This window comes from Shigella sp. FC1661 (assembly GCF_001712525.1).
Classification (GTDB): domain Bacteria; phylum Pseudomonadota; class Gammaproteobacteria; order Enterobacterales; family Enterobacteriaceae; genus Escherichia; species Escherichia coli.
Genome location: NZ_MDGW01000571.1, coordinates 1 through 19703, shown reverse-complemented (window position 1 = coordinate 19703; position 19703 = coordinate 1). Strand labels below are relative to the sequence as shown.

At 52.8% G+C, this 19703-nt stretch carries 17 protein-coding genes, 1 other RNA gene and 3 pseudogenes; 10 read left to right on the top strand and 11 right to left on the bottom strand.

Going from position 1 to position 19703, the window contains the following annotated elements; genetic code table 11:
* Window positions 1-148 precede the first annotated feature (148 nt).
* The 3 genes from gcvP to gcvT all read right to left on the bottom strand — a co-directional run bounded on the left by gcvP (window position 149) and on the right by gcvT (window position 4648).
* Complete coding sequence (gene gcvP / locus BFF42_RS22775; protein ID WP_000195083.1) at window positions 149-3022, bottom strand: aminomethyl-transferring glycine dehydrogenase; 2874 nt, start codon at window positions 3020-3022, stop codon at window positions 149-151.
* A gap of 118 nt (window positions 3023-3140) precedes the next feature.
* A complete protein-coding gene (gcvH, locus tag BFF42_RS22770) occupies window positions 3141-3530 on the bottom strand; it encodes a glycine cleavage system protein GcvH (RefSeq protein ID WP_001295377.1) in 390 nt (129 codons plus the stop codon).
* A gap of 23 nt (window positions 3531-3553) precedes the next feature.
* Window positions 3554-4648: a glycine cleavage system aminomethyltransferase GcvT gene (gcvT, locus tag BFF42_RS22765; RefSeq protein ID WP_012421406.1), complete on the bottom strand. Its 1095-nt coding sequence runs from the start codon at window positions 4646-4648 to the stop codon at window positions 3554-3556.
* Window positions 4649-4937: 289 nt separating this feature from the next.
* Here gcvT and BFF42_RS22760 point away from each other — a divergent pair, with 289 nt between their 5' ends.
* On the top strand, window positions 4938-5021 hold the full coding sequence (locus BFF42_RS22760) for a hypothetical protein (protein ID WP_122056850.1): 84 nt from the start codon (window positions 4938-4940) through the stop codon (window positions 5019-5021).
* A gap of 73 nt (window positions 5022-5094) precedes the next feature.
* On the opposite strand, the gene ubiI is transcribed toward BFF42_RS22760, so the two are convergent.
* The 4 genes from ubiI to ygfB are packed head-to-tail and all read right to left on the bottom strand — an operon-like array spanning window position 5095 to window position 9424.
* Window positions 5095-6297, bottom strand: coding sequence for an FAD-dependent 2-octaprenylphenol hydroxylase (ubiI, locus tag BFF42_RS22755; RefSeq protein ID WP_001192194.1), 1203 nt, complete (start codon window positions 6295-6297; stop codon window positions 5095-5097).
* Window positions 6298-6319: 22 nt separating this feature from the next.
* Complete coding sequence (gene ubiH, locus BFF42_RS22750; RefSeq protein WP_000111198.1) at window positions 6320-7498, bottom strand: 2-octaprenyl-6-methoxyphenyl hydroxylase; 1179 nt, start codon at window positions 7496-7498, stop codon at window positions 6320-6322.
* Entirely contained in the window at window positions 7495-8820 is a 1326-nt protein-coding gene (gene pepP / locus BFF42_RS22745) for a Xaa-Pro aminopeptidase (RefSeq protein ID WP_001290099.1), read from the bottom strand. The genes ubiH and pepP overlap by 4 nt, the downstream gene beginning before the upstream one ends.
* Before the next feature lie 25 nt (window positions 8821-8845).
* Entirely contained in the window at window positions 8846-9424 is a 579-nt protein-coding gene (ygfB, locus tag BFF42_RS22740) for a UPF0149 family protein YgfB (RefSeq protein WP_001295378.1), read from the bottom strand.
* A gap of 167 nt (window positions 9425-9591) precedes the next feature.
* Here ygfB and zapA point away from each other — a divergent pair, with 167 nt between their 5' ends.
* From zapA to BFF42_RS22725, 3 genes are all read left to right on the top strand, one after another.
* Window positions 9592-9921 (top strand): cell division protein ZapA, encoded by a 330-nt coding sequence (gene zapA, locus BFF42_RS22735; RefSeq protein ID WP_001276008.1) that lies wholly within the window; start codon window positions 9592-9594, stop codon window positions 9919-9921.
* A 41-nt stretch (window positions 9922-9962) separates the two neighbouring features.
* A non-coding RNA gene (gene ssrS / locus BFF42_RS22730) (6S RNA) lies at window positions 9963-10146 on the top strand.
* A gap of 20 nt (window positions 10147-10166) precedes the next feature.
* Complete coding sequence (locus tag BFF42_RS22725) at window positions 10167-10769, top strand: 5-formyltetrahydrofolate cyclo-ligase (RefSeq protein WP_000192744.1); 603 nt, start codon at window positions 10167-10169, stop codon at window positions 10767-10769.
* A 100-nt stretch (window positions 10770-10869) separates the two neighbouring features.
* On the opposite strand, the gene BFF42_RS22720 is transcribed toward BFF42_RS22725, so the two are convergent.
* From BFF42_RS22720 to rpiA, 4 genes are all read right to left on the bottom strand, one after another.
* Window positions 10870-10929 (bottom strand): type I toxin-antitoxin system Ibs family toxin, encoded by a 60-nt coding sequence (locus BFF42_RS22720; RefSeq protein WP_001387035.1) that lies wholly within the window; start codon window positions 10927-10929, stop codon window positions 10870-10872.
* 331 nt (window positions 10930-11260) lie between these two features.
* Window positions 11261-11320, bottom strand: a complete 60-nt coding sequence (gene ibsC, locus BFF42_RS22715; RefSeq protein ID WP_071524576.1) for a type I toxin-antitoxin system toxin IbsC — start codon at window positions 11318-11320, stop codon at window positions 11261-11263.
* Between the two features lie 228 nt (window positions 11321-11548).
* Window positions 11549-12781, bottom strand: a complete 1233-nt coding sequence (gene serA, locus BFF42_RS22710; protein WP_001151604.1) for a phosphoglycerate dehydrogenase — start codon at window positions 12779-12781, stop codon at window positions 11549-11551.
* Between the two features lie 254 nt (window positions 12782-13035).
* Window positions 13036-13695 carry a ribose-5-phosphate isomerase RpiA gene (rpiA, locus tag BFF42_RS22705; RefSeq protein ID WP_000189743.1) on the bottom strand — a complete coding sequence of 220 codons (660 nt, stop codon included), beginning with the start codon at window positions 13693-13695 and terminating at the stop codon, window positions 13036-13038.
* Between the two features lie 382 nt (window positions 13696-14077).
* Here rpiA and argP point away from each other — a divergent pair, with 382 nt between their 5' ends.
* From argP to BFF42_RS22675, 6 genes and pseudogenes are all read left to right on the top strand, one after another.
* Window positions 14078-14971: a DNA-binding transcriptional regulator ArgP gene (argP, locus tag BFF42_RS22700; protein WP_000828351.1), complete on the top strand. Its 894-nt coding sequence runs from the start codon at window positions 14078-14080 to the stop codon at window positions 14969-14971.
* 203 nt (window positions 14972-15174) lie between these two features.
* Window positions 15175-17318 (top strand): annotated as a pseudogene (gene scpA, locus BFF42_RS22695) (methylmalonyl-CoA mutase).
* Window positions 17311-18304 (top strand): annotated as a pseudogene (meaB, locus tag BFF42_RS22690) (methylmalonyl Co-A mutase-associated GTPase MeaB). Before scpA ends, meaB begins: the two co-directional pseudogenes overlap by 8 nt.
* A 10-nt stretch (window positions 18305-18314) precedes the next feature.
* A complete protein-coding gene (scpB, locus tag BFF42_RS22685) occupies window positions 18315-19100 on the top strand; it encodes a methylmalonyl-CoA decarboxylase (RefSeq protein WP_000122063.1) in 786 nt (261 codons plus the stop codon).
* A 23-nt stretch (window positions 19101-19123) separates the two neighbouring features.
* Window positions 19124-19393 (top strand): annotated as a pseudogene (locus tag BFF42_RS22680) (sugar phosphate isomerase family); the annotation flags it as partial.
* Between the two features lie 56 nt (window positions 19394-19449).
* A partial coding sequence (locus BFF42_RS22675; RefSeq protein WP_146753269.1) for an IS1 family transposase occupies window positions 19450-19703 on the top strand: 254 nt, incomplete at its 3' end.

Genomic DNA, 19703 nt, shown 5'->3' with positions numbered 1-19703 from the left:
GTGAGTAAATATTCGCGCCAGTGCCGGCCTGTTCCCCTCACCCTAACCTCTCCCCAAAGGGGCGAGGGGACTGTCTGAGCACTTTTGTACTTTGTCATCTGACTAAAAAGGCGCCGAAGCTCCTTTAGAAAATAGTCGAATCAGTGAATTACTGGTATTCGCTAATCGGTACGCAGGAGCAGAACAGGTTACGGTCGCCGTAAACATCATCCAGACGTTTCACCGTCGGCCAGTATTTGTCTGCCACGCCTGCCGGGAATACCGCAACTTCACGGCTGTACGGATGCGCCCACTCGGCGACCAGTTCGCTCTGAATGTGCGGCGCGTTCACCAGCGGGTTATCTTCCAGCGGCCAGACACCGGCTTTCACCTGGTCAATTTCTGCGCGGATAGCCAGCATCGCGTCGATAAAGCGATCCAGTTCCACTTTGCTTTCAGATTCAGTCGGTTCAACCATCAGCGTACCCGCCACCGGGAACGACATCGTCGGCGCGTGGAAACCGTAGTCGATCAGGCGCTTGGCAATATCCAGCTCGCTGATGCTGGTTTCTTCTTTCAGCGGGCGAATATCGAGAATACATTCGTGCGCCACGCGACCGTCGCGACCGGTATACAGCACCGGGAAGGCATCCTGCAGGCGGCTGGCAATATAGTTGGCGTTGAGGATTGCCACCTGGCTTGCTTTTTTCAGCCCTTCTGCGCCCATCATGCGGATGTACATCCAGCTGATTGGCAGGATAGAGGCGCTACCGAACGGTGCCGCAGAAACTGCGCCCTGACGGGTTAACATGCCTTCGATTTGCACCACGCTATGACCCGGTACAAACGGTGCCAGATGCGCTTTCACACCGATCGGTCCCATACCCGGACCACCACCGCCGTGCGGAATGCAGAAAGTTTTATGCAGGTTGAGGTGCGAAACGTCCGCGCCAATAAAGCCCGGCGAGGTGATGCCAACCTGGGCGTTCATGTTCGCGCCATCAAGGTAAACCTGACCGCCGAACTGATGCACGACTTCACACACTTCACGGATCGTTTCTTCATACACGCCGTGGGTAGAGGGATAAGTCACCATGATACAGGAGAGGTTATCGCCCGCCTGTTCCGCTTTCGCGCGCAGATCAGTCAGATCGATGTTGCCGTTTTTATCACACGCCACAACCACCACCTGCATTCCTGCCATATGTGCAGAAGCGGGGTTAGTTCCGTGCGCAGAAGCCGGGATCAGGCAGATATCGCGATGCCCTTCGTTGCGGCTTTCATGATAATGACGAATCGCCAGCAGGCCCGCGTATTCGCCCTGTGCGCCGGAGTTCGGCTGCATACAAACGGCGTCGTAACCGGTCAGTTTCACCAGCCAGTCAGCCAGCTGCGCAATCATCTGCTGATAACCTTCAGCCTGTTCCGGCGGGCAAAACGGGTGCAGTTCGGCAAATTCCGGCCAGGTGATTGGGATCATCTCGGCGGCGGAGTTCAGTTTCATGGTGCAGGAACCCAGCGGGATCATCGCCTGATTCAGCGCCAGATCTTTACGCTCCAGCGAGTGCATATAGCGCATCATTTCGGTTTCGCTGTGGTAGCGATTAAACACCGGATGAGTGAGGATTTCGTCGTCGCGCAGCATCGCAGGCTGAATAGAGCGGCTGTCGTGAGCCACGTCTTTGTCCAGCGTGTCGATCTCCAGCCCGTGGTTATCGCCCAGCAGCACGCTGAAAAGCTGCATTACGTTTTCACGCGTGGTGGTTTCATCAAGGGTGATCCCAACCGCGTTCAGGATATCGCTACGCAGGTTGATTTCAGCCGCTTCGGCACGCGCCAGTACGCCCGCCTTGTCGGCCACTTCCACACACAGAGTGTCGAAATAGTGCGCATGGCGCAGCTTCAGACCTTTTTGTTGCAGGCCTGCCGCCAGGATATCGGTCAAACGGTGAATGCGGTTAGCGATACGTTTCAGGCCAACCGGGCCGTGATAAACGGCATACAGGCTGGCGATGTTTGCCAGCAGTACCTGGGAAGTACAAATGTTGGAGTTCGCTTTCTCACGGCGGATATGTTGCTCGCGAGTCTGCATCGCCATGCGCAGCGCGGTATTGCCAGCTGCATCTTTCGATACACCGATAATACGGCCCGGCATTGAGCGTTTGTATTCATCTTTCGCCGCAAAGAATGCCGCGTGTGGGCCACCGTAGCCCATCGGCACGCCGAAGCGTTGCGCCGAACCAAAAACAATATCCGCGCCCTGTTTACCCGGCGCAGTTAACAGCACCAGCGCCATAATATCGGCGGCAACGCTGACCACAATTTTGCGTGATTTCAGTTCGCTAATAAGCGCAGTGTAGTCGTGAATTTCACCGGTAGTGCCTACCTGCTGTAACAGCACGCCGAAGACGTCCTGATGGTCGAGCACTTTTTGCGCGTCATCGACAATCACTTCAAAACCAAAGGTTTCGGCACGAGTACGGACCACATCCAGCGTTTGCGGATGCACATCGGAAGCCACGAAGAAGCGGTTGGAATTTTTCAGTTTGCTGACGCGTTTCGCCATCGCCATTGCTTCGGCGGCAGCGGTGGCCTCGTCCAGAAGAGAAGCAGAGGCCATATCCAGTCCAGTCAAATCCAGCGTTACCTGCTGGAAGTTGAGCAGTGCTTCAAGGCGGCCCTGGGAGACTTCAGGTTGATACGGAGTGTACGCGGTATACCAGCCCGGATTTTCCAGCATGTTACGCAGGATAACCGGCGGTAGCTGCACGGCGGTGTAACCCATGCCGATGTAAGACGTGAAGCGTTTATTGCGACTGGCAATAGCCTTGAGTTCTGCCAGTGCGGCGTATTCGGTCGCCGGTGCGCCAACCTGCGGCGGGGTCGCAAGCTGAATATCTTTCGGTACAATCTGGCCGGTCAGCGCGTTTAACGATTGTGCGCCAACGGCATTCAGCATTTCTTGCTGTTGCGCGGCGTCCGGTCCGATATGGCGTTCAATAAAAGCGCCGCTGTTTTCAAGCTGGCTTAACGTCTGTGTCATGAGCGATGGTTCCTGAAACGTGCAGTGAATTGTGAACCTCTCTCCTTACGAAGAGAGTGAGGGTGAGGCATAAATTTTCCTCACCCTGATCCTCTCCCGCAGAAGAGGAATAAAGCCGTTACTCGTCTTCTAACAATGCTTCGTATGCGGTCGCATCCAGCAGTGATTCCAGTTCGCTTTCATCGCTGGCTTTGATTTTAAAGATCCAGCCACCTGCATACGGTTCGCTGTTCACCAGTTCCGGGGAATCGCTCAGTGCGTCGTTTACCGCCACGATTTCACCGCTTACTGGCGCATAAATGTCTGACGCCGCTTTTACTGATTCGGCAACCGCGCAGTCATCGCCCGCGCTAACCGTTGCGCCCACTTCCGGCAGGTCAACAAACACCATATCGCCTAACAGCTCCTGAGCATGTTCGGTAATACCAACGGTGTAAGTGCCGTCGGCTTCTTTACGCAGCCATTCGTGTTCTTTGCTGTATTTCAGTTCTGCTGGTACGTTGCTCATCAATCAATCTCCAAAAAAGTAAATCACGCGACGGCTTTGCCGTTACGCACAAAAACAGGTTTTGTCACTTTAACCGGCATTTCACGGTTGCGAATTTGCACAATCGCCGTTTCGCCAATACCTTCCGGCACGCGCGCCAGCGCAATGCTGTAACCCAGCGTCGGGGAGAAAGTACCGCTGGTGATAATGCCTTCATGCTGGTTGCCCTGCGCATCGGTAAAGCGTACCGGCAGTTCATTACGCAGCACGCCTTTTTCGGTCATCACCAGACCAACCAGTTTTTCTGTACCATGCTCACGCTGCACTTCCAGGGCTTCACGACCGATAAAGTCACGATCTGCCGGTTCCCAGGCGATAGTCCAGCCCATGTTGGCGGCTAAAGGAGAAATAGTTTCGTCCATCTCCTGACCATAAAGATTCATGCCCGCTTCCAGACGCAGCGTGTCACGCGCGCCCAAGCCACATGGCTTAACACCCGCTTCCACCAGCGCACGCCAGAAATCGGCCGCTTTTTCATTGGGCAGCGCAATTTCATAGCCCGCTTCACCGGTATAACCAGTGGTGGCAATAAACAGATCGCCCGCCTGCACGCCAAAGAACGGTTTCATCCCTTCCACCGCCTGACGCTGGGCGTCATTAAACAGTGTGGCAGCTTTTGCCTGCGCATTCGGCCCTTGCACGGCAATCATGGAAAGGTCATCACGAACGGTAATTTCGATGCCGAAAGGTTCAGCGTGTTGGGTAATCCAGGAGAGGTCTTTTTCGCGGGTGGCGGAGTTAACAACGAGGCGGAATAAATCTTCAGTAAAGTAGTAGACGATGAGGTCATCTATCACACCGCCAGAGGCATTCAACATCCCCGAGTAAAGGGCTTTGCCGCTTTTGGTGAGCTTCGCCACATCGTTCGCCAGCAGATAACGCAGAAACTCCCGGGTGCGGCTGCCGCGGAGATCGACGATGGTCATATGTGACACATCAAACATTCCGGCATCGGTACGTACCGCATGATGTTCGTCGATTTGCGAACCGTAATGCAGCGGCATCATCCAGCCGTGGAAATCCACCATGCGAGCGCCGCAAAGCGTGTGTTGTTCGTACAAAGGAGTCTGTTGTGCCATCTTGTCCTCATTGAATAAGCGGGGCTGACAACTTTTCATGGTGAAATTATCACCACGAAACCCAGCATCGGAGCCACTCCCGGTCCCCAACGCAATCGTTCTCTTTTGCCTGAACTTACCACCGAAACAGACTGTTAACCATAAGGTAAAATTGATCATCACATTAGCTTATGGTTAAAAAACGCCAAAATCGCGACAGAATAAAAAACCAAAAAACACACCAGTTTCTATATAAAGATGATGCCATTAGAAAGCTAATTTGAATAAGGCAATATTAAGAGCTAAAAAAATGTCAAAAAACACTAAATCAAAAAATAATGACATTAGAAAATATAATGCGAAAACGGAGGTGAAATTAGTTTATTTCAAATGAGGAAAATCTCCCGGCGAAAAAACCGGGAGATGAAAGTGTGATGGGTATCAAATAAACAGCAGAAGAGAAATTTTTAACGCAGCCATTCAGGCAAATCGTTTAATCCCATTGCCTGGCGGATAAGTTGTGGTTTAACGCCAGGAAGCGTGTCGGCCAGTTTCAAACCAATATCACGCAGCAGTTTTTTCGCCGGATTGGTACCGGAAAACAGATCGCGGAATCCCTGCATACCAGCCAGCATCAGCGCCGCACTGTGCTTGCGGCTACGCTCATACCGGCGCAGGTAAATGTACTGCCCGATGTCTTTCCCCTGACGATGCAACCGTTTCAGTTCAGCAATCAGCTCTGCAGCATCCATAAAGCCGAGATTTACTCCCTGCCCCGCCAGCGGGTGAATGGTATGCGCGGCGTCGCCCACTAGCACCAGACGGTGCGCGGCAAACTGGCGCGCATAACGCCCCGTCAGTGGGAACACCTGACGCGCGCTCTCAACCTTGCATAAGCCCAGGCGATTATCAAAAGCGATATTTAACGCGCGATTAAATTCATCTTCACTTGCCTGCTGCATCCGCTGCGCTTCCTCTGGCGACAGTGACCAGACAATTGAGCAAAGATGCGGATCGCTAAGCGGTAAAAAGGCCAGAATGCCTTCGCCATGGAAAACCTGCCGCGCCACCGCATCATGCGGTTCTTCCGTGCGAATGGTCGCTACCAGCGCGTGATGTTGATAATCCCAGAAAGTCAGCGAAATATCTGCTTTGTTGCGCAACCAGGAATTAGCACCGTCCGCGCCAATCACCAGACGCGCCGTTAACATGCTGCCATCTTTCAGCGTCAGGAAAGTTTCATTTTCTCCCCAGGCGACCTGCTGTAATTCTGCGGGGGCCAACAGAGTGATATCTGACGACTGCTGCGCTTTGTTCCACAGCGCGTAGTGAATCACTGAGTTTTCAACGATATGCCCAAGATGGCTATAGCCCATGCTTTGATCGTCAAACGAAATGTGACCAAAACTGTCTTTGTCCCACACTTCCATACCGTGATAACAACTGGCCCTACGAGAGAGAATGTCCTGCCAGACGCCAAGACGGGTGAGTAATTTTTCGCTGGCGGCATTGATAGCCGAAACGCGCAGTTGTGGTGGTGCATCCGCCGCCAGAGGTTCCGGTACGCGCTGCTCCAGTACGGCAACGCGTAAGCCGCTCCCCTGTAAGCCGCAGGCAACCGCCAGCCCCACCATGCCGCCACCAACAATGGCTACATCAACACTTTGCATTGTTTATTCCTTAAAACCGCCTTCAACGCGCCACCCAACCGAGGGTGCGCTGCGCCAGCACATCGCGTGCCGGGGTGAATAATTCCATCGTCATCAGTCCGATGTTGCGCCCGACAACCAGCGGTGCCCAACGGTTGGCAAAAAGATGTACCAGGCTGTCCGTGACGCCGATGGTTGCTTCGCGATCGCTCTGTCGACGCTGCTGATAGCGGCACAATATGCCGTAATCACCGATGTCTTCTCCGCGCTCATGCGCCTGAGTCAGGGTTTCCGCAAGGCTCATGACATCTCGCATACCGAGGTTAAACCCTTGCCCGGCAATCGGGTGCAGAGTTTGCGCCGCATTGCCCACCAGCACGGTACGATGGGTAATAGCTCTGGCGGCGCGGGTTAACGCCAGCGGATAAGCACTGCGTTTACCGGCGTGGGTAATTTTTCCAAGTCGCCAGCCAAAGGCCGACTGGAGTTCACGGCAAAACTTCTCGTCGCTCCACGACAGCACCTCTTCGCGCCGTTCCAGTGGATGACACCAGACCAGCGAACAGCGTCCGTCAGACATCGGCAACATCGCCAGCGGGCCATGTTGCGTGAAGCGTTCAAAAGCGCGGCCTTCGTGCGCAACGGAAGTCGCAACGTTGGCAATCACGGCCAGTTGTTCGTAAGGCTCCTGCTGCCAGTCAACGCCGCACGCGGTGGCTAACGCTGAATGGGTGCCATCAGCTGCTACCAGCACGCGGCCCGTCAGCGTCTCGCCACTCTCCAGCGTCACTTCAACGTGACTCTGAGTACGGGCAACGTTAGCCACGCGATCAGGGCAATGCAGCGTTACGCCAGGTGCTTTACGCAGCAATGCAAACAGCCGTTGCCCGACATTGTGCAATTCGACAACCTGTCCCAGCGCCGCCAGTTGGTAATCTTCTGCGGCGAGGGTGACAAATCCAGCGTGACCACGATCGCTGACATGCACGGTGGTGATGGCAGTTGCGCAATCCGCCAGAGATTGCCAGACGCCGATGCGCGCCAGTTGCTGACAGGTACCCGCCGCCAGCGCTATCGCTCGTCCATCAAAGCCCGGATGAGCATGTGACTCTGGCGCAGTCGCTTCAATCAAATGTACCGGCAGCGCCCCGTGACTTAACCGGGAAATAGCCAGCGCCAGCGTCGCGCCCGCCATGCCGCCACCGACGATGATTACGCTCATTGCTTTCTCGCAGCAGCCATCAACGCTTCGATTTCTTCCGGCTTTTTCACCACGCTGGCGGTGAGGTTTTCGTTACCGGTTTCGGTAATCACAATGTCGTCTTCAATACGAATGCCGATACCGCGATATTGTTCTGGCACTTCTGCATCCGGCGCAATATACAGCCCTGGCTCTACGGTCAGTACCATGCCCGGTTCCAGAATGCGCGAGCGATCCTGACCATAAACGCCAACGTCATGGACATCTAGCCCTAACCAGTGGCTAAGGCCATGCATAAAGAAAGGACGATGGGCATTCTGAGCGATCAGTTCATCAACATCACCTTTCAGAATGCCGAGTTTTACCAGGCCGCTAACCATGATGCGCACCACTTCACCAGTGACTTCCAGAATGGAAGTTCCCGGACGATACAGGCGCAGGCTGGTTTCGAGAGACTCCAGCACAATGTCGTAGATTTCACGCTGGGCCTGGGTGAATTTGCCGTTGACCGGGAAGGTGCGGGTAATATCGCCCGCGTAACCTTTGTATTCACAACCCGCGTCAATCAACACCAGGTCACCGTCGCGCAGTTCACTCTCGTTTTCGGTGTAGTGCAGAATGCAGCCGTTTTCACCGCTGCCGACAATGGTGTTATAGGACGGATAGCGCGCACCGTGGCGGTTAAATTCGTGGTGAATTTCGCCTTCCAGATGGTACTCGAACATTCCCGGACGGCATTTTTCCATCGCCCGTGTATGTGCCATGGCGGTGATTTCTCCCGCGCGGCGGAGTACGGCAATCTCTTCTGGCGATTTGAACAGGCGCATTTCATGAACAACAGGACGCCAGTCGATCATCGTTGCCGGTGCGGTGAGATTTTGCCGCGAACCTTTACGCAGTTTTTCCAGCGCACTGTTCATGATTTCATCAGCATATGCATATTCGCCCTGGGCATGGTAAACCACATCCAGGCCGTTAAGTAGTTGATAAAGTTGCTGATTGATTTCGCTGAATGCCAGTGCGCGGTCAACGCCCAGTTTCTCTGGCGCGGCATCCTGGCCTAAGCGACGGCCAAACCAGATCTCCGCCGTCAGGTCGCGAACGCGGTTAAACAGAACGCTGTGGTTATGAGTGTCATCGCTTTTAATCAGCACCAGCACCGCTTCCGGTTCGTTAAAGCCGGTGAAGTACCAGAAGTCACTGTTCTGACGATAGGGGTATTCGCTGTCGGCGCTACGTGTTACTTCTGGTGCAGCAAAAATCAGCGCGGCGCTGCCGGGTTGCATTTGCTCCACCAGGGCCTGACGGCGACGCTGAAACTCTTGCCGGGATATCTCACTCATAACACTCTCCTTACGTTTTTTGTTTTTAGTGTAGAGTCGGTTTTTGTACTTCTGGCGCGGTCGGTTGCGGATGAGTAAAGGTGTCGTGGCATAACAGCGCGGCAACACGAACGTATTCGATGATCTCTTCAAGCGACATTTCAAGCTCTTCCTGATCTTCGTCTTCGTCGTAACCCAGTTGCGCAATGTTACGCAGATCGTCGATAGCTTCACCGGTTTCGCCGGTCACTTTATCCAGCTTCGGTTGCGTAACGCCAAGACCAAGCAGGAAGTGATTGACCCAACCTGCCAATGCATCAGCCCGATCGAAAACGCTGACATCATCGCCATCAGGCAGATAAAGCTGAAAAAGGAAGCCGTCATCCTGCAGGGCATCGCTGGTGGCAGAGTGCATTTTACGCAGTGCCTGTGCCAGCTCATGACCGAAAGCCATGCCTTCGTTCGTCAGGTCGTGAAGTAGCGGCAGCCATGAGCTGTCATCGTTACCGCCACATATCATCCCACTGATTAAACCATGCATCTCGGCAGGGGTCAGACCCGTCCCTTGTTGGTTCAGATACTGGTTCATTTCGTTGTAACCAGGCATTTCGTTCTGTATAGACATAAGCATTCGTCGTCAAAGGGAGGAATATTCATGATATGCTACCACTTTGGGCCCTGGTGGACCAGAAAAGGGCTTGTCTCTTCTCATCAGGGTAGCTATAGTGTCGCCCCTTCGCAGACCATGGGTCTAAAGACGAAGGCAGCGCAGTCAATCAGCAGGAAGGTGGCATGTCTGCACAACCCGTCGATATCCAAATTTTTGGCCGTTCACTGCGTGTGAACTGCCCGCCTGACCAAAGGGATGCGTTGAATCAGGCAGCGGACGATCTGAACCAACGGTTGCAAGATCTGAAAGAACGCACTAGAGTCACAAATACTGAACAGTTGGTCTTCATTGCCGCATTGAATATCAGCTATGAGTTAGCGCAAGAAAAAGCGAAGACTCGTGACTACGCGGCAAGTATGGAACAGCGTATTCGGATGCTGCAGCAGACCATAGAACAAGCGTTACTTGAACAAGGTCGCATCACCGAAAAAACTAACCAAAACTTTGAATGACACTTTTCGGTTTACTGTGGTAGAGTAACCGTGAAGACAAAATTTCTCTGAGATGTTCGCAAGCGGGCCAGTCCCCTGAGCCGATATTTCATACCACAAGAATGTGGCGCTCCGCGGTTGGTGAGCATGCTCGGTCCGTCCGAGAAGCCTTAAAACTGCGACGACACATTCACCTTGAACCAAGGGTTCAAGGGTTACAGCCTGCGGCGGCATCTCGGAGATTCCCTTCTTATCTGGCACCAGCCATGACGCAACTACCAGAACTCCCACTGACATTATCCCGACAAGAAATCCGCAAAATGATTCGGCAACGTCGTCGTGCGTTAACGCCGGAACAACAGCTGGAAATGGGTCAACAAGCCGCTACCCGGATGATGACTTATCCCCCGGTGGTGATGGCGCATACGGTCGCTGTATTCCTCTCTTTTGATGGTGAACTCGACACCCAGCCGCTAATAGAACAACTCTGGCGCGCCGGTAAGCGCGTATGTCTTCCAGTTTTGCATCCCTTTAGTGCTGGTAATTTGCTGTTCCTGAATTACCATCCGCAAAGCGAACTGGTGATGAACAGGTTGAAAATCCATGAGCCAAAACTGGATGTGCGTGACGTGCTACCCCTTTCCCGATTAGACGTGCTGATCACACCGCTGGTCGCCTTTGATGAGTACGGTCAGCGCCTGGGAATGGGCGGTGGTTTTTATGATCGGACCTTACAAAACTGGCAGCACTATAAAACGCAACCGGTGGGTTATGCGCATGATTGTCAGTTGGTGGAAAAACTCCCCGTTGAAGAGTGGGATATCCCTCTTCCTGCGGTGGTTACACCGTCGAAAGTCTGGGAGTGGTAAGGGCGATACACCTGCATCGCCCTGATTGACATCGTTGATTCTTTAACCTAATTTAGTGAGTAAGGGTAAGGGAGGATTGCTCCTCCCCTGTGACTGACTGTTAATAAGCTGGGAAACTTATGAGTAACAGTACAATCAGTATGATGGCAAGTCGCATCATAACCCTTCTCCTTCAAGCCCTCGCTTCGGTGAGGGCTTTACCGTTACAGCCCCATGCTGCCCAGCTATCGTAAGCTCTCTTTAAATAACCACAACGCATTGATCTACCTTTAAATCTTTTCTTCGAGCGTGTTCGAAAAACCCCATGCAAAACAGAGATAATTTTTGGGAAAAAGGATCTATTACGGCAGTAAACGTGGGCGATGAAGTGGCTATCAAAAAGTTCGGTTCAGGGCGATGCACCCCGCATCGCCTGATTGACATCGTTGATTCTTTGACCTAATTTAGTGAGTAAGGGTAAGGGAGGATGACTCCTCCCCAGAGACTGACTGTTAATAAGCTCCGAAACTTATCAGTAACAGTACAATCAGTATGATGACAAGTCGCATCATAACCCTTCTCCTTTAAGCCCTCGCTTCGGTGAGGGCTTTACCGTTACAGCCCCATGCTGTCCCGCCATCGTAAATCCCCATTAAATAAACACAACGCATTGATCTGACTTTGATTTATTTTCTGGAGCAGACTCGCAAAGTAGAATGCGCAACGCGGCAACGGTGTGGAGAAGGGATAAAAAAACGGGCAAGTCAGTGACCTGCCCGTTAATTTTCAGAGAAGGGGAATTAGTACAGCAGACGGGCGCGAATGGTACCCGGAATAGCTTTCATTGCCTGCAGCGCTTTTTCGGCAACGTCTTCGTCAGCTTCAATATCAATAACTACATAACCCATCTGGGCGGAAGTTTGTAGATATTGCGCGGCGATGTTGACGCCCTGCTCGGCGAAGATTTTGTTCAGCGCAGTTAGCACGCCCGGACGGTTTTCGTGGATGTGCATCAGACGACGACCACCATGCAGTGGCAGCGAGACTTCCGGGAAGTTCACCGCAGAGAGCGTTGAGCCATTGTCAGAATACTTGATCAATTTACCCGCAACTTCCAGGCCGATATTCTCCTGCGCTTCCTGAGTCGAACCGCCAATGTGTGGCGTCAGAAGTACGTTGTCGAATTCACACAGTGGAGAGGTAAATGGATCGCTATTGGTCGCCGGTTCCGTCGGGAATACGTCGATTGCCGCCCCCGCCAGATGTTTGCTCGCCAGCGCATCACACAGCGCCGGAATATCCACCACAGTACCGCGCGAAGCATTAATCAGCAGCGAGCCGGGCTTCATTAGTGAAATTTCTTTCGCGCCCATCATATTTTTGGTGGACGGATTCTCTGGTACATGCAGACTCACCACATCGCTCATATTCAGCAGGTCAGAAAGATGCTGTACCTGAGTGGCGTTGCCCAGCGGCAGTTTATTTTCAATATCATAAAAGTAAACATACATTCCCAGCGATTCAGCCAGAATGCCCAATTGCGTACCAATATGACCGTAGCCGATGATACCCAGCTTTTTGCCGCGCGCTTCAAAAGAACCCGCCGCCAGTTTGTTCCACACGCCACGGTGCGCTTTAGCATTGGCTTCCGGCACGCCGCGCAATAGCAGCAGCAGTTCGCCAATCACCAGCTCCGCAACAGAGCGCGTATTTGAGAACGGTGCGTTAAATACCGGGATCCCGCGCTTTGCCGCCGCATCCAGATCAACCTGGTTTGTTCCTATACAGAAACAGCCAATAGCGACCAGCTTTTCTGCGGCGTTGATCACGTCTTCAGTCAGATGGGTACGGGATCGCAGGCCGATGAAGTGGGCATCGCGGATGGATTCTTTTAATTGTTCATCATCCAGCGCGCCTTTGTGAAATTCGATGTTGGTGTAACCAGCTGCACGAAGGCTTTCCAGCGCCTTTTGGTGCACGCCTTCTACCAGCAGAAACTTAATCTTGTCTTTCTCCAGCGATACCTTTGCCATTTACCCAATCCTGTCTTTGAAATGTTGTGTGCGGATTTGCATCCGCCTTTCAACATATCAAAAAATAATATTGCGGCAATATGAACGTTTGCGTCGCGATGTTGAGGAAATATCACGCAAAGGTATTTCTTGGTTGAATATGCTGGTTTAGAGGATTTATTTAGAGCAATCGACAATAGCCAGGTAAAAACGTGACACATGTCACCAAATTTAATGAAGAGAATTTTTTTAACGGGGGAGGTTCCCCCGTCAGATCATTTCACAATGGTTTTGACACCGTCAGGTGTGCCAATCAGCGCAACGTCCGCGCCACGGTTAGCAAACAAGCCAACAGTCACCACGCCAGGAATCGCATTTATGGCGTTTTCCATCGCTATCGGGTCAAGGATTTCCATGCCGTGGACGTCGAGGATCACGTTGCCATTATCGGTCACCACGCCCTGACGGTATTCCGGACGACCGCCCAGTTTCACCAGCTGGCGCGCCACTGCACTACGTGCCATCGGGATAACTTCTACTGGCAGCGGGAATTTACCCAGAATATCAACCTGCTTGGAGGCGTCGGCAATACAGATAAATTTTTCCGCAACCGAAGCAATGATTTTTTCACGGGTCAGCGCCGCGCCGCCGCCTTTGATCATTTGCATGTGGCCGTTGATTTCATCTGCGCCATCAACGTAGATGCCAAGGCTGTCGACTTCGTTGAGATCAAAAACGTGAATGCCGAGGCTTTTCAGTTTTTCAGTGGAAGCATCTGAACTGGAAACGGCCCCTTCAATCTGGCCTTTCATCGTGCCGAGCGCGTCAATAAAGTGTGCGGCGGTGGAACCTGTACCTACACCAACAATGGTGCCGGGCTGAACATACTGAAGTGCCGCCCATCCTACTGCTTTTTTCAATTCATCCTGCGTCATGATCGTTTCGCCTGTGGTATGAAATTTCACACGCATTATATACAAAAAAAGCGATTCAGACCCCGTTGGCAAGCCGGGTGGTTAACTCATCCATAAAATATCGCGCAATGGCGGGCATCCCCTTTCGCCCCGCAAATAAAGCATACAACGGTCTGGGTATGCCGCTCCACGGTGCAAACAGAGGCAATAACGCCACGCCATTCAACATAACCAGGGCGCGAAGTCGCTAAGCGAAATGCAATAGCGCAAATCCCTGATCTTTTAAGCTGCGCGTTTAACCATTGATACAAATGTTACCCGCCGACGGCTGCGGTATATGCAACCTGACACAAAATTGTGTCATAGTGCAGGAAAAAGCATTTACCAGGAGCAGACAACAGCAATGAAACGCCCGGACTACAGAACATTACAGGCACTGGATGCGGTGATACGTGAACGAGGATTTGAGCGCGCGGCACAAAAGCTGTGCATTACACAATCAGCCGTCTCACAGCGCATTAAGCAACTGGAAAATATGTTCGGGCAGCCGCTGTTGGTGCGTACCGTACCGCCGCGCCCGACGGAACAAGGGCAAAAACTGCTGGCACTGCTGCGCCAGGTGGAGTTGCTGGAAGAAGAGTGGCTGGGCGATGAACAAACCGGTTCGACTCCGCTGCTGCTTTCACTGGCGGTCAACGCCGACAGTCTGGCGACGTGGTTGCTTCCGGCACTGGCTCCTGTATTGGCTGATTCGCCTATCCGCCTCAACTTGCAGGTAGAAGATGAAACCCGTACTCAGGAACGTCTGCGCCGCGGCGAAGTGGTCGGCGCGGTGAGTATTCAACATCAGGCGCTGCCGAGTTGCCTTGTCGATAAGCTCGGTGCGCTTGACTATCTGTTCGTCAGCTCAAAACCGTTTGCCGAAAAATATTTCCCTAACGGCGTAACGCGTTCGGCATTATTGAAAGCACCTGTGGTCGCCTTTGACCATCTTGACGATATGCACCAGGCCTTTTTGCAGCAAAACTTCGATCTGCCTCCAGGCAGCGTGCCCTGCCATATCGTTAATTCTTCAGAAGCGTTCGTGCAACTTGCTCGCCAGGGCACCACCTGCTGTATGATCCCGCACCTGCAAATCGAGAAAGAACTAGCCAGCGGTGAACTGATTGACTTAACGCCAGGGCTATTTCAACGCCGGATGCTCTACTGGCACCGCTTTGCTCCTGAAAGCCGCATGATGCGTAAAGTCACTGATGCGTTGCTCGATTATGGTCACAAAGTCCTTCGTCAGGATTAATCCATCAAATAATGCCTGATAGCACATATCAGGCGTTGTCCTCACTTCTTTTTGTATTCCTTGAATCACATCACAAAATAGACAAATCTCAGGCGGCAAAAAACGACGTCTGAATGCATTTTTTTTGCTGGCGACAACCCCACGTAAAAAGCTCACCGTAGGCGCAAATACCCTCATTTTGATTGCGTTTTACGGAGCAAATAATGTCTAACGTGCAGGAGTGGCAACAGCTTGCCAACAAGGAATTGAGCCGTCGGGAGAAAACTGTCGACTCGCTGGTTCAGCAAACCGCGGAAGGGATCACCATCAAGCCGCTGTATACCGAAGCCGATCTCGATAATCTGGAGGTGACAGGTACCCTTCCTGGTTTGCCGCCCTACGTTCGTGGCCCGCGTGCCACTATGTATACCGCCCAACCGTGGACCATCCGTCAGTATGCTGGTTTTTCAACAGCAAAAGAGTCCAACGCTTTTTATCGCCGTAACCTGGCCGCCGGGTAAAAAGGTCTTTCCGTTGCGTTTGACCTTGCCACCCACCGAGGCTACGACTCCGATAACCCGCGCGTGGCGGGCGACGTCGGCAAAGCGGGCGTCGCTATCGACACCGTGGAAGATATGAAAGTCCTGTTCGACCAGATCCCGCTGGATAAAATGTCGGTTTCGATGACCATGAATGGCGCAGTGCTACCAGTACTGGCGTTTTATATCGTCGCCGCGGAAGAGCAAGGTGTTACACCTGATAAACTGACCGGCACCATTCAGAACGATATCCTCAAAGAGTACCTCTGCCGCAACACCTATATTTACCCGCCAAAACCGTCAATGCGCATTATCGCCGACATCATCGCCTGGTGTTCCGGCAACATGCCGCGATTTAATACCATCAGTATCAGCGGTTACCACATGGGTGAAGCGGGTGCCAACTGCGTGCAGCAGGTAGCATTTACGCTCGCTGATGGGATTGAGTACATCAAAGCAGCAATCTCTGCCGGACTGAAAATTGATGACTTCGCTCCTCGCCTGTCGTTCTTCTTCGGCATCGGCATGGATCTGTTTATGAACGTCGCCATGTTGCGTGCGGCACGTTATTTATGGAGCGAAGCGGTCAGTGGATTTGGCGCACAGGACCCGAAATCACTGGCGCTGCGTACCCACTGCCAGACCTCAGGCTGGAGCCTGACTGAACAGGATCCGTATAACAACGTTATCCGCACCACCATTGAAGCACTGGCTGCGACGCTGGGCGGTACTCAGTCACTGCATACCAACGCCTTTGACGAAGCGCTTGGTTTGCCTACCGATTTCTCAGCACGCATTGCCCGCAACACCCAGATCATCATCCAGGAAGAATCAGAACTCTGCCGCACCGTCGATCCTCTGGCCGGATCCTATTACATTGAGTCGCTGACCGATCAAATCGTCAAACAAGCCAGAGCTATTATCCAACAGATCGACGAAGCCGGTGGTATGGCGAAAGCGATCGAAGCAGGTCTGCCAAAACGAATGATCGAATAGGCCTCAGCGCGCGAACAGTCGCTTATCGACCAGGGCAAACGTGTCATCGTTGGTGTCAACAAGTACAAACTGGATCACGAAGACGAAACCGATGTACTTGAGATCGACAACGTGATGGTGCGTAACGAGCAAATTGCTTTGCTGGAACGCATTCGCGCCACCCGTGATGATGCCGCCGTAACCGCCGCGTTGAACGCCCTGACTCACGCCGCACAGCATAACGAAAACCTGCTGGCTGCCGCTGTTAATGCCGCTCGCGTTCGCGCCACCCTGGGTGAAATTTCCGATGCGCTGGAAGCCGCTTTCGACCGTTATCTGGTGCCAAGCCAGTGTGTTACCGGCGTGATTGCGCAAAGCTATCATCAATCTGAGAAATCGGCCTCCGAGTTCGATGCCATTGTTGCGCAAACGGAGCAGTTCCTTGCCGACAATGGTCGTCGCCCGCGCATTCTGATCGCCAAAATGGGCCAGGATGGGCACGATCGCGGCTCGAAAGTGATCGCCAGCGCCTATTCCGATCTCGGTTTCGACGTAGATTTAAGCCCGATGTTCTCTACACCTGAAGAGATCGCCCGCCTGGCAGTAGAAAATGACGTTCACGTAGTGGGCGCATCCTCACTGGCTGCCGGTCATAAAACGCTGATCCCGGAACTGGTCGAGGCGCTGAAAAAATGGGGACGCGAAGATATCTGCGTAGTCGCCGGTGGCGTCATTCCACCGCAGGATTACGCCTTCCTGCAAGAGCGCGGCGTGGCGCGATTTATGGTCCAGGTACACCTATGCTCGACAGTGTGCGCGACGTACTGAATCTGATAAGCCAGCATCATGATTAATGAAGCCACGCTGGCAGAAAGTATTCGCCGCTTACGTCAGGGTGAGCGTGCCACACTCGCCCAGGCCATGACGCTGGTGGAAAGCCGTCACCCGCGTCATCAGGCACTAAGTACGCAGCTGCTTGATGCCATTATGCCGTACTGCGGTAACACCCTGCGACTGGGCGTTACCGGCACCCCCAGCGCGGGGAAAAGTACCTTTCTTGAGGCCTTTGGCATGTTGTTGATTCGAGAGGGATTAAAGGTCGCGGTTATTGCGGTCGATCCCAGCAGCCCGGTCACTGGCGGTAGCATTCTCGGGGATAAAATCCGCATGAATGACCTGGCGCGTGCCGAAGCGGCGTTTATTCGCCCGGTACCATCCTCCGGTCATCTGGGCGGTGCCAGTCAGCGAGCGCGGGAATTAATGCTGTTATGCGAAGCGGCGGGTTATGACGTAGTGATTGTCGAAACGGTTGGCGTCGCAGTCGGAAACAGAAGTCGCCCGCATGGTGGACTGTTTTATCTCGTTGCAAATTGCCGGTGGCGGCGATGATCTGCAGGGCATTAAAAAAGGGCTGATGGAAGTGGCTGATCTGATCGTTATCAACAAAGACGATGGCGATAACCATACCAATGTCGCCATTGCCCGGCATATGTACGAGAGTGCCCTGCATATTCTGCGACGTAAATACGACGAATGGCAGCCACGGGTTCTGACTTGTAGCGCACTGGAAAAACGTGGAATCGATGAGATCTGGCACGCCATCATCGAGTTCAAAACCGCGCTAACTGCCAGTGGTCGTTTACAACAAGTGCGGCAACAACAATCGGTGGAATGGCTGCGTAAGCAGACCGAAGAAGAAGTACTGAATCACCTGTTCGCGAATGAAGATTTCGATCGCTATTACCGCCAGACGCTTTTAGCGGTCAAAAACAATACGCTCTCACCGCGCACCGGCCTGCGGCAGCTCAGTGAATTTATCCAGACGCAATATTTTGATTAAAGGAATTTTTATGTCTTATCAGTATGTGAACGTTGCCACTATCAACAAAGTGGCGGTCATTGAGTTTAACTATGGCCGAAAACTTAATGCCTTAAGTAAAGTCTTTATTGATGATCTTATGCAGGCGTTAAGCGATCTCAACCGGCCGGAAATTCGCTGTATCATTTTGCGCGCGCCGAGTGGATCCAAAGTCTTCTCCGCAGGTCACGATATTCACGAACTGCCGTCTGGCGGTCGCGATCCGCTCTCCTATGATGATCCATTGCGTCAAATCACCCGCATGATCCAAAAATTCCCGAAACCGATCATTTCGATGGTGGAAGGTAGTGTTTGGGGTGGCGCATTTGAAATGATCATGAGTTCCGATCTGATCATCGCCGCCAGTACCTCAACCTTCTCAATGACGCCTGTAAACCTCGGCGTCCCGTATAACCTGGTCGGCATTCACAACCTGACCCGCGACGCGGGCTTCCACATTGTCAAAGAGCTGATTTTTACCGCTTCGCCAATCACCGCCCAGCGCGCGCTGGCTGTCGGCATCCTCAACCATGTTGTGGAAGTGGAAGAACTGGAAGATTTCACCTTACAAATGGCGCACCACATCTCTGAGAAAGCGCCGTTAGCCATTGCTGTTATCAAAGAAGAGCTGCGTGTACTGGGCGAAGCGCACACCATGAACTCCGATGAATTTGAACGTATTCAGGGGATGCGACGCGCGGTTTATGACAGCGAAGATTACCAGGAAGGAATGAACGCTTTCCTCGAAAAACGTAAACCTAATTTCGTTGGTCATTAATCCCTGCGAACGAAGGAGTAAAAATGGAAACTCAGTGGACAAGGATGACCGCCGATGAAGCGGCAGAAATTATCCAGCATAACGACATGGTGGCATTTAGCGGCTTTACCCCGGCGGGTTCGCCGAAAGCCCTACCCACCGCGATTGCCCGCAGAGCTAACGAACAGCATGAGGCCAAAAAGCCGTATCAAATTCGCCTGCTGACGGGGGCGTCAATCAGCGCCGCCGCTGACGATGTACTTTCTGACGCCGATGCTGTTTCCTGGCGTGCGCCATATCAAACATCGTCCGGTTGGTGATGCTGCCAACTTACTGATTTAGTGTATGATGGTGTTTTTGAGGTGCTCCAGTGGCTTCTGTTTCTATCAGCTGTCCCTCCTGTTCAGCTACTGACGGGGTGGTGCGTAACGGCAAAAGCACTGCCGGACATCAGCGCTATCTCTGCTCTCACTGCCGTAAAACATGGCAACTGCAGTTCACTTACACCGCTTCTCAACCCGGTACGCACCAGAAAATTATTGATATGGCCATGAATGGCGTTGGATGCCGGGCAACTGCACGCATTATGGGCGTTAGCCTCAACACGATTTTACGTCACTTAAA